8 protein-coding genes are annotated in these 9,862 nt (G+C 71.9%); 4 read left to right on the forward strand and 4 right to left on the reverse strand.

Features of this window, described 5'->3' with window-relative positions:
• The 3 genes from ACYF6T_RS43890 to glgB all read left to right on the forward strand — a co-directional run.
• Positions 1 to 331, forward strand: a 331-nt coding sequence (locus ACYF6T_RS43890) for an alpha-glucosidase C-terminal domain-containing protein (RefSeq protein WP_461703588.1), incomplete at its 5' end; no start/stop codon positions are given.
• Between the two features lie 122 nt (positions 332 to 453).
• Positions 454 to 1,836, forward strand: a complete 1,383-nt coding sequence (locus ACYF6T_RS43895; protein WP_461703589.1) for a maltokinase N-terminal cap-like domain-containing protein — start codon at positions 454 to 456, stop codon at positions 1,834 to 1,836.
• A 52-nt stretch (positions 1,837 to 1,888) separates the two neighbouring features.
• A complete protein-coding gene (gene glgB, locus ACYF6T_RS43900; RefSeq protein WP_461703590.1) occupies positions 1,889 to 4,789 on the forward strand; it encodes a 1,4-alpha-glucan branching enzyme in 2,901 nt (966 codons plus the stop codon).
• A gap of 58 nt (positions 4,790 to 4,847) precedes the next feature.
• Here the strand turns inward: glgB and ACYF6T_RS43905 are convergent, their stop codons facing one another.
• Entirely contained in the window at positions 4,848 to 7,064 is a 2,217-nt protein-coding gene (locus ACYF6T_RS43905; protein ID WP_461703595.1) for a HelD family protein, read from the reverse strand.
• A 185-nt stretch (positions 7,065 to 7,249) separates the two neighbouring features.
• On the opposite strand from ACYF6T_RS43905, the gene ACYF6T_RS43910 reads away from it, so the two are divergent.
• On the forward strand, positions 7,250 to 8,083 hold the full coding sequence (locus tag ACYF6T_RS43910; RefSeq protein WP_461703591.1) for a class II glutamine amidotransferase: 834 nt from the start codon (positions 7,250 to 7,252) through the stop codon (positions 8,081 to 8,083).
• 20 nt (positions 8,084 to 8,103) lie between these two features.
• Here the strand turns inward: ACYF6T_RS43910 and ACYF6T_RS43915 are convergent, their stop codons facing one another.
• From ACYF6T_RS43915 to ACYF6T_RS43925, 3 genes are all read right to left on the reverse strand, one after another.
• Positions 8,104 to 8,418, reverse strand: coding sequence for a thioredoxin family protein (locus ACYF6T_RS43915; RefSeq protein ID WP_461703592.1), 315 nt, complete (start codon positions 8,416 to 8,418; stop codon positions 8,104 to 8,106).
• Between the two features lie 2 nt (positions 8,419 to 8,420).
• The gene (locus ACYF6T_RS43920) at positions 8,421 to 8,807 is read right to left on the reverse strand and encodes a MerR family transcriptional regulator (RefSeq protein WP_461703593.1); all 387 of its coding nucleotides are present in this window, start codon (positions 8,805 to 8,807) and stop codon (positions 8,421 to 8,423) included.
• Positions 8,808 to 8,885: 78 nt separating this feature from the next.
• On the reverse strand, positions 8,886 to 9,862 hold a 977-nt coding region (locus ACYF6T_RS43925; protein WP_461703594.1), incomplete at its 5' end, for an AAA family ATPase.

Genomic DNA, 9,862 nt, shown 5'->3' on the forward strand with positions numbered 1-9,862 from the left:
GCCCTCCTCGCTGCTGCACTGGACCCGCCGCATGATCGAGATCCGCAAGCAGAACCCCGCCTTCGGGCTGGGTTCGTACACCGAACTGCCCTCGTCGAACCCGGCGGTGATCGCGTTCCTGCGCGAGTACGAGGACGACCTCGTCCTGTGTGTGAACAACTTCTCCCGCTTCGCGCAGCCGACGGAGCTGGACCTCAGCGCGTTCGAGGGGCGGCACCCGGTGGAGCTGTTCGGCGGGGTGCGCTTTCCGGCCATCGGCGAGCTGCCGTACTTGCTGACCCTCGGCGGGCACGGCTTCTACTGGTTCCGGCTCCGCAAGGACGCCGTATAGGCCCCGCGGGAGGCGAAGGCCTTGTAGGAGGCACCGCAACCCGGGACGGGGCGGTTTCCACCGCCCCTCCCGGGGCACGCATACGTAACACCCCGACCACCCCGGGGAAAGGACGCGACGCCATGTCGGAAGCCGTCACCCGTACCGTCACCGCAAGCCCCGGCCTCCTTGCGTCCCTGGATCCGCTGCTGCGGGAGTGGCTGCCGCGGCAGCGCTGGTTCGCGGGCAAGGGACGGCCGGTCACCGGGTTCTCGCTGGTCGCGGCCACCGAGCTGCTGCCGGCCGACAGCAGGCTGGGCCTGTACCACCTGCTGGTCCGCGCCCACCAGCCGTCCACGCTGGGCGCCGAGTCGCACCCCGGCGACTGCTACCAGCTGCTCATAGGCGTGCGCGAGGCGCTGCCCCCGAGGCTGGCGCCCGCGCTGATCGGACACGTGGAGCAGGGCCCGCTCGCCGGCCAGACCGTCTACGAGGCCCTGTACGACCCCCGGCCCGCCGAGGTGCTCCTGGAAGCGTTCCGCAGCCAGGCCCACATCGGCGGGCTTCGTTTCAAGCGGCGCGAGGAGATACGCGCCGACCTCGTGCCCCGGGTGGTGACGGCCGAGCAGTCCAACTCGTCGATCATCTACGGCGATACGTTCATCCTGAAGCTGTTGCGCCGGGTGGTGCCCGGCGTCAATCCGGACCTGGAGCTGCCGTTGGCGCTGGCCCGCGAAGGCTGCCCGCGGGTGCCGGCGCCGACGGCGTGGATCCGGGCCGACCTGGCCGGCGAGGCGTACACGCTGGGCGTGCTCCAGCCGTTCCTCCAGGGCGCGGCGGACGGCTGGGAGCTGGCGCTGCGCGAGCTGGCCAAGGGCGAGGACTTCGGCGCCGAGGCGCGGGCCCTGGGGCGGGCGACCGCCGAGGTGCACACGGCGCTGGCGCGCGCGTTGCCGACCGTCACGCTCGGTCACACGCAGGTGCGGCTGCTGGCGGACGGCATGATCGAGCGCCTGGAGGCGGCCGCGCAGGCGGTGCCCGCGCTCCGGCCCCACGCGCCCGGGCTGCGCACGGCGTTCACGGCGCTGGCCGACCTGGCGGCGGAGGGACGTACCTGGACCGCGCAGCGCATCCACGGTGACCTGCACCTGGGGCAGTGCCTGCGGTCGCCGGGCGGGCAGTGGTGGCTGATCGACTTCGAGGGGGAACCCGCGAAGTCGCTGGCCGAGCGGCGGATGCCGCAGCCGGTGGGCCGGGACATCGCGGGCATGCTGCGCTCCTTCGACTACGCCGCGTACTCGGCGACCCCGCCGGCGCCCGGGTGGGCCGAGACGTGCCGGGCCGCGTACTGCTCCGGGTACGCCGAGGTCAGCGGCGTCGATCCGCGGACCGACCCGGTGCTGCTGCGGGCCTACGAGACGGACAAGGCGATCTACGAGGTCCTCTACGAGGCACGGCACCGCCCGGACTGGCTGCCGGTGCCGATGGCGGCGATCGAGCGCTACGCCTCGTCCGACGTGATCTGACCGACGAACCCGATTCCACAACGACCTGACCTTCGCCGAGGAGGCTCCACCCGTGACCCCGCGTCCCCCGTCCAGCGGTCCTGATCCGAAGAAGACGGCCGAGGAGACCGCCGCGGAGAAGAGCACCGCGAAGAAGAAGAGCACCGTCAAGAAGACGGCCGAGAAGGCCGCGCAGACCGTGAAGAAGGCCGCGGAGGCGGCGACGGCACCGAAGCCGAAGAGCACACCGGCCAAGAAGAGCACGGCGAAGAAGGCCGCACCGGAGAAGACGGTGGCGAAGAAGGCCCTGGCCAAGAAGACGGCACCGGAGAAGACGGTGGCGAAGAAGGCGGCGCCCACGAAGACGGCACCGGAGAAGACGCTGGCCAAGAAGGCGGTCGCGAAGAAGGCACCGGCGAAGAAGGCACCGGCGAAGAAGGCGACCCCGCCGGAGGTCATCGCGACGTCGGCCACGGCGACCGAGGCGGCTACGACGGCTCCCGCCAAGAAGACACCGGCGAAGAAGGCGGCGACCACGAAGGCGGCGGGCACGAAGGCGGCCGCCCAGAAGGCGGTCGCGAAGAAGAGCACGGCGAAGACGGCGGCCGCGAAGAAGACGGCCGTGAAGAAGGCCCCGCCCGCCAAGGCGGCCGCCCAGCCGCCGGCACCGCTGCCCGCGGCTGCCGAAGCCGTCACGCCGGTCGACACCGTCACCCACGCCGAGGCCCCCGGCACCCCCGCTCCGGCCCCCGTGCCCGCGGAAGTCGGCCCGGGCGCCGCCGTCGTCGCCTCCGCCGCCCTCGACGTCGTCGATCGTGAGCGGCTGTTCGTCGGCTCCCACCACGATCCGCACGCCGTGCTCGGGGCCCACCCCGTCCCCGGCGGGGTCGCCTTCCGGGCGTTCCGGCCGTACGCCCTGGGGGTGACCGTCGTCGCCGGGGACCTGCGGGCCGAGCTGCACGACGACGGGGACGGGTTCTTCTCCGGCCTGTTGCCGTTGGCGGAGGTGCCGGCCTACCGGCTGCTCGTGACGTACGAGGGGACGGTGCAGGACACCGAGGACGCGTACCGCTTCCTGCCCACGCTCGGCGACCTCGACCTGCATCTGATCGGCGAGGGCCGGCACGAGCAGCTGTGGACCGTGCTCGGCGCGCACCCGATGACGCACCAGGGCGTCTCCGGCACCCGCTTCTCGGTGTGGGCGCCGAACGCGCGCGGCGTCCGCGTGGCCGGCACGTTCAACTTCTGGGACGGCACGGGTCATCCGATGCGTTCGCTGGGCTCCTCCGGCGTGTGGGAGCTGTTCGTGCCCGGCATCGGCGAGGGCGAGCTGTACAAGTTCGAGATCACCCGCCCCGACGGCTCGAAGACCCTGCGCGCCGACCCGCTGGCCCGCCGCACCGAGGCCCCGCCGAACACCTCCTCCATCGTCACCGCCGCCCACCACGAGTGGCACGACGAGGAGTGGCTGGCCCGCCGCGCCGAGACACCCGCGCACAAGGCGCCCTTCTCGGTGTACGAGGTGCATCTCCCGTCCTGGCGCCCGGGACTGACGTACCGTCAACTCGCCGAGCAGCTCCCCGCGTACGTGAAGGACCTCGGCTTCACCCACGTCGAGCTGATGCCGGTCGCCGAGCACCCCTTCGGCGGCTCCTGGGGCTACCAGGTCACCGGCTTCTACGCGCCGACGGCCCGCCTGGGCACGCCGGACGACTTCCGCCACCTCGTCGACGCGCTGCACCAGGCCGGCATCGGTGTGCTGATGGACTGGGTGCCGGCGCACTTCCCGCGCGACGACTGGGCGCTGGCGGAGTTCGACGGCCGCCCGCTGTACGAGCACGAGGACCCGCTGCGGGCCGCGCACCCGGACTGGGGCACCCTGGAGTTCGACTTCGGCCGCCGCGAGGTGCGCAACTTCCTGGTGGCGAACGCCGTGTACTGGTGCGAGGAGTTCCACATCGACGGCCTGCGGGTGGACGCGGTGGCCTCGATGCTGTACCTCGACTACTCGCGCGAGCCCGGCCAGTGGGTCCCGAACGTGCACGGCGGGCGGGAGAACCTGGACGCGGTGGCGTTCCTTCAGGAGATGAACGCGACCGTGTACCGGCGGGTGCCGGGTGTGGTGACCATCGCCGAGGAGTCGACCGCCTGGGACGGGGTCACGCGGGCCACGCACCACATGGGCCCGGGCGGCTTCGGCGGCCTCGGCTTCGGGCTGAAGTGGAACATGGGCTGGATGCACGACTCGCTGGACTACATGAGCCACGAGCCGGTGTACCGCAAGTACCACCACAACGAGATGACGTTCTCGATGGTGTACGCCTACAGCGAGAACTACGTCCTGCCCATATCCCACGACGAGGTCGTGCACGGCAAGCGGTCACTGGTGTCGAAGATGCCCGGCGACTGGTGGCAGCAGCGCGCCAACCTGCGCGCCTACCTGGGCTTCATGTGGTCCCACCCGGGCAAGCAACTCCTCTTCATGGGCCAGGAGTTCGCCCAGGGCGCCGAGTGGTCCGAGGCGCACGGGCCCGACTGGTGGCTGCTCGACCCGAACTACGGTGCCGAGGCGGACCACCGCGGGGTGCGGGACCTGGTCCGCGACCTCAACACCCTGTACCGGCAGACGCCGGCGCTGTGGCAGCAGGACACCGACCCCGCGGGCTTCCAGTGGATCGTGGGGGACGCGGCCGAGGACAACGTCTTCGCGTTCCTCCGCTACGCCGCCGACGGCACCCCGCTGCTCGCGGTCTCCCACCTCTCCCCCGTCGTGCGCCACGACTACCGCATCGGCGTCCCCGACGACGTGCCCGCCTGGCACGAGACCCTCAACACCGACGCCGCCCGCTACGGCGGCAGCGACGTCACCAACCCGGACGTCGTCAAGCCGGAACCCCAGGGCTGGCACGGCCGCCCGGCCAGCATCCGCCTGACCCTGCCGCCCCTGTCCACGGTCTGGCTGCGCCCGGCGTAACGCTGGCGGGTGTCCCTGCCCGACATGGGCCGTCGTCGGGCAGGGACCTCGGTGTGGGTCAGCGGTCCGCCAGTGCCCGTGGCAGGCGGCCGGTGTGCAGGACGCCCAGGCGCTGGGTGGCGCGGGTCAGGGCCACGTACAGGTCGCTGGTGCCGTACAGCCCGGGCTCGACCACCAGGACGGAGTCGAACTCCAGACCCTTCGACTGGCGTGCGTCGAGGAGTACGACCGTGCGGGTCAGGTCGGGTTCGGCGCCCGCCGTCACCCCGTCCAGCCGGGCGGCGAGCCGGCGGTGCAGGTGGCGCGGGGCGATGACCGCGAGCCGGCCCTCGGCGGGCGTCAGTTCCTTGACCGCCTCGGCGACCGCGCCGGGCAGGTCGTCGGTGGCGCGCACCCAGGGCCGTACCCCCGTCGAACGGATCGAGCTCGGCGGCTCGAAACCGGGGTCCTCGGCGCGTACGACGGCCGCCGCCAGCTCCATGATCTCGGCGGGCGTACGGTAGTTGACGCCCAGCCGGGTGTGCTCCCAGCGGTCCTCGACGTAGGGTTCGAGGATCTTCTCCCAGGAGCCGACGCCCGCCGCCTCCGCGGTCTGCGCCGGGTCGCCGACCAGGGTCATCGAGCGGGTCGGGCAGCGCCGCATCAGCAGCCGCCAGGCCATCGGCGACAGCTCCTGCGCCTCGTCGACGATGATGTGCCCGAACGCCCAGGTCCGGTCGGCCGCGGCGCGTTCGGCGGCGCTGCGGTGGTCGTCCTCCACCTGCCGTTCGGCGAACCGCTCGGCGTCGATGATGTCGTGCGCGGAGAGGATCTCCGACTCCTCGTCGTCCTTGTCCTCGAACTCGTAGGTGCGGGAGGCGTACGACACGTCCAGCACGCCCTGCGCGTACGCGATCTGCGTCTCGCGCTCGCGCTCCGCCCGCGCCCGGGCCACCCGCTCGTCCACGCCGAGCAGTTCGGCCGCCTCGTCCAGCAGCGGGACGTCCGCCACGGTCCACTGCCGGGTCACCGGGCGGCGGATGGCGGCCGCGTCCTCGTCGGGGAGGTAGCCGACGGGGTCGGCGAGGAAGTCGGCGACCAGCCGCTGCGGGGTCAGCCGCGGCCACAACTGGTCGATGGCGGACCACACTTCGGGGTTCTCGGCGATCTCGTCGCGGATCTGGGTGATGTCGGAGGCGTCCAGCAGGCTGCTGCCGTCGTAGGGGTCGGTGCCGACGCGTTCGGCGTACAGCTCGGTGAGGGTGTTGAGGATGTACCCCTCGAAGTGCTCGCGGGCCACGTTGTGCGGCAGCCGGGCGGCCCGGGTCTTGTCGCGGGCGACCCTGACCAGGCCGTCGTCGAGCATCAGCACCTCCCGGTCGTGCTCGATGGCGATCACCGGGTCGGGCAGCGCCTGCCAGTCGCGTACGACGTCGGCGAGCACGTCGGCCATGTCGGCGCGGCCCTTGACGGCGGCCGCCTCGCGGGTGTCCGTGGCCGTCGCCCGCACCCCGGGGAACAGCTCGCCGACCGTGGCGAGCAGGACGCCGGTCTCGCCGAGGGAGGGCAGCACCTCGCCGATGTAGCCGAGGAAGGCGGGGTTGGGGCCGACGATCAGCACGGCGCGCTTGGCGAGCAGTTCGCGGTGTTCGTAGAGCAGGTACGCGGCCCGGTGCAGGGCGACCGCCGTCTTCCCGGTGCCCGGTCCGCCCTCGACGACGAGCACACCGCGGTGCGGGGCGCGGATGATCTCGTCCTGTTCGGCCTGGATGGTCTGCACGATGTCGTGCATCCGGCCGGTGCGCGCCGCGTCCAGGGCGGCGAGCAGCACGGCGTCGCCGGTGGGGTCCTCGTGGCCGGTGCGCTGCCGGTCGCCGAGGTCGAGGATCTCGTCGTGCAGGGCGGTGACCGTACGGCCGCTGGTGGTGATGTGCCGGCGCCGGCGCAGGCCCATCGGGGTGTGGCCGGTGGCCAGGTAGAAGGGGCGGGCGACGTCCGCGCGCCAGTCGATGAGGATCGGGGTGCGGTCGGCCTCGTCGGTGCGCAGTCCGATCCGGCCGATGTGGTGTTTCTCCCCGGAGGTCAGGTCGATCCGGCCGAAGCACAGCGAGCCGTCCACCGCGTTCAGGGCGGCCAGCAGCCCGGAGCGCTCGGCGACCAGGATGTCCCGTTCCAGCCGGGCCTGCATGGGCGTGTTGCCCTGGGCGAGCGCGTCCGTGACACCTGCCTCGGTGTCACCGCGCAGGGCGTCCACACGGGCGTACAACTCGTCGATGAATTCCTGCTCACCGCGAATTTCATCGCTGTTTGACAATTCCACTCCCGGCCAGATATACTGTGCTCACTGAACTTCTTCGCGACTCAATTCCGGTGAAGTCGCGAACCATTGAATATACGCAGGAAAATCCCCCGGGCGCAATTGCCCGGGGGATTTTTCTGTGTTTCCCTGAGGACATACCGACCGGGACGGGGATGCCGATCATGTGCCGCTGGCTCGCGTACTCGGGGACGCCCGTACTGCTCGACGAGGTCCTCTACCGCCCGACGCATTCGCTGATCGACCAGAGCCTCCACTCACGCATGGGCGTGGAGACGACCAACGGCGACGGCTTCGGCGTGGGCTGGTACTCGGAGCACGCCCGCACCCCGGCCGTCTTCCACGACACCGGTCCGGCCTGGAGCAACCGCAATCTCCAGGAGATCGCCGGGCACGTCCGCTCGCCGTTGTTCTTCGCCCACATCCGCGCCTCCACCGGGACGGCCGTGCAGCAGACCAACTGCCACCCGTTCCGGCACCGTCACTGGATGTGGATGCACAACGGCGCGATCGCCGACTTCCACCGGCTGCGCCGGGACCTCGCCCTCGCCGTCGACCCCGCGCTCTTCCCCGCGATCGAGGGCACCACGGACTCCGAGCTCATGTTCCACCTCGCCCTCACCCACGGACTCGACGACGATCCCCCCGCGGCCGTCGCCCGGATGGCGGGCCTGGTCGAGCAGGTGGGGCACGCGCACGGAGTGGCGCATCCCCTGCAGATGACGGTCGCCGTCACCGACGGGGAGCGCGTCTGGGCCTTCCGGTACTCCAGCGTCGGGGCCTCACGCTCGCTGTTCTACAGCAGCCGCGTCTCCGACCTGCGCGCGCTCCATCCCGACGTCACGTTCCTGCGGGACGTCTCCGACGAGACCCGTCTGGTGGTCTCGGAGCCGCTGGGCGATCTCCCCGGCGCCTGGAACGAGGTGCCGGAGAACAGTTACGGCGTGGTCCAGCCGGGCGAGGACCTCCTACGGCGTTTCGAGCCCGACTTCGCGTAGCCGGGCCGGTGCGGAGGGGATCACAGGACGTCCTCCAGTTCCTCCAGCAGCCGGCGCTTGGGGCGGGCGCCCACCATCGAGCGCAGTGGCTCACCGCCGCGGAAGACCATGAACGTCGGCATCGACAGCACCTTGTAGGCGTTCGTGGTCTCCGGGTTGGCGTCCACGTTCAGCTGGACCACCTTCAGCCGCTCGCCCTCCTCCGCGGCCAGCGCCTTGAGCACCGGCCCCATCTGCCGGCACGGCGGGCACCAGTCCGCGGTGAACTCCACCAGCACCGGCAGCTCGGACCCGATCACCTCGGCCGCGAAGTCCGCGTCCGTCACCTCGGTCACGCTCACAGTTCCCGCCCTCCCAGTTCGCACTGCGGTGAGTCGCCGTCGGCCGAGGCCAGCCGTACGGCGATGGTCGCCCGTACCGCCTGCAACTCGCCGATCAGCGCGTCCAGTTCGTCCAGCTTGCGGCGGTAGACCGCGAGCGAGGCGGGGCAGGAGTCGCCCTCCGGGTGCCCCGCGCGCAGACACTCCACGAACGGCCGGGTCTCCTCCAGGTCGAACCCGAAGTCCTGCAGCGTCCTGATCTGCCTCAGCAGCTTCAGGTCGCTCTCGTCGTAGGTCCGGTAGCCGTTGTCGCCGCGCCGCGCGGGCAGCAGCCCGCGCGACTCGTAGTACCTGAGCGTCCGCGTCGTGGTCCCCGCCCGCGCGGCCAGTTCGCCGATTCGCATGACCACGAACGTACGCCTTGACGCCGACGTCAAGGCAACAGCGCCCAGGCCGGTCCGTCCGGCGGGCACCTGCCGCGTTCAGCCGTCCTCGTCCGCCGGCCACTCCTCCTCCGGCTCCTCGTCCCGGACGCCCAGCAGGCGTCGGGTCAGCCGGTCGCGGTCTGACAGCAGCTCGCCGAGGGCCTCGCGGACGTCGGCCGCCTCGGTGCGCGGCGACTCGCGTTCCGCCGCGATCAGCACCGCGCGCCGTACCAGCTCCTTGGTGAAGGAGGCCGTCGTGCCCTCGGTGCGGGCCACGACCTCGTCGGCGACCTCCTTGCCGAGGCCGAGCCCGCAGCCGTAGAGGGAGAGCAGGCGGGCGCGGCCCTCGGCGTCGGGCAGCGGGATCTCGACGGCGAGGTCGACACGGCCGGGGCGCTGCACGAGCGCCGGCTCCAGGAGGTCGGCCCGGTTGGTGGTGAGCAGGAACGCGACGTCGGCGTCGTCGCCGAGGCCGTCCATCTCGTTCAGCACCTGGAAGAGCAGGGGCTGTTCGCCGCCGCCGTAGTCGCGGGCCTCGGCGATCAGGTCGCAGTCCTCCAGGACGACCAGCGCGGGCTGGAGCATACGGGCCAGCGCGCAGGCGGGGCCGATGGCCTGGATGCTCTCGCCGGCGAGGATGACGACCGTGAACTGCGGCAGGTGGGAGAGGAGGTAGCGGATCGTGTGGGTCTTGCCGGTGCCGGGCGGCCCGTACAGGAGCAGGCCGCGGCGCAGGTGCTGGCCGGCCGCGCGCAGCTGCTCGCGGCGCCGGGCCACGCCCACGACCTGCCGCTCCACCCGCTCCAGCAGGCCCTCCGGCAGCACGATGTCGGCGCGGGTGAGGGCGGGGCGGCGGTGGAAGCGGAAGGGACCGAGGCCGTGGCCGAACTCCGAGCCCTCGAAGGAGAGGACCTGCCCGCGGAAGATGTTGTGCTCGCGCACGAGGGCGTCGACCTCGGCGAGCAGCCGGTCCGCGAACTCCTTGTCCCGGGCGAGGACTTCGAGCTCGACCTTGTTGCGCCCGTACTCGTCGG

This window comes from Streptomyces sp. 7R007, from assembly GCF_054850255.1.

What these genes read in the sequence shown, in the direction of transcription:
- ACYF6T_RS43920 (WP_461703593.1), bottom strand. Translation starts at nt 8,807, where the DNA reads ATGCGAATCGGCGAACTGGCCGCGCGGGCGGGGACCACGACGCGGACG.
- ACYF6T_RS43910 (WP_461703591.1), top strand. Translation starts at nt 7,250, where the DNA reads ATGTGCCGCTGGCTCGCGTACTCGGGGACGCCCGTACTGCTCGACGAG.
- ACYF6T_RS43895 (WP_461703589.1), top strand. Translation starts at nt 454, where the DNA reads ATGTCGGAAGCCGTCACCCGTACCGTCACCGCAAGCCCCGGCCTCCTT.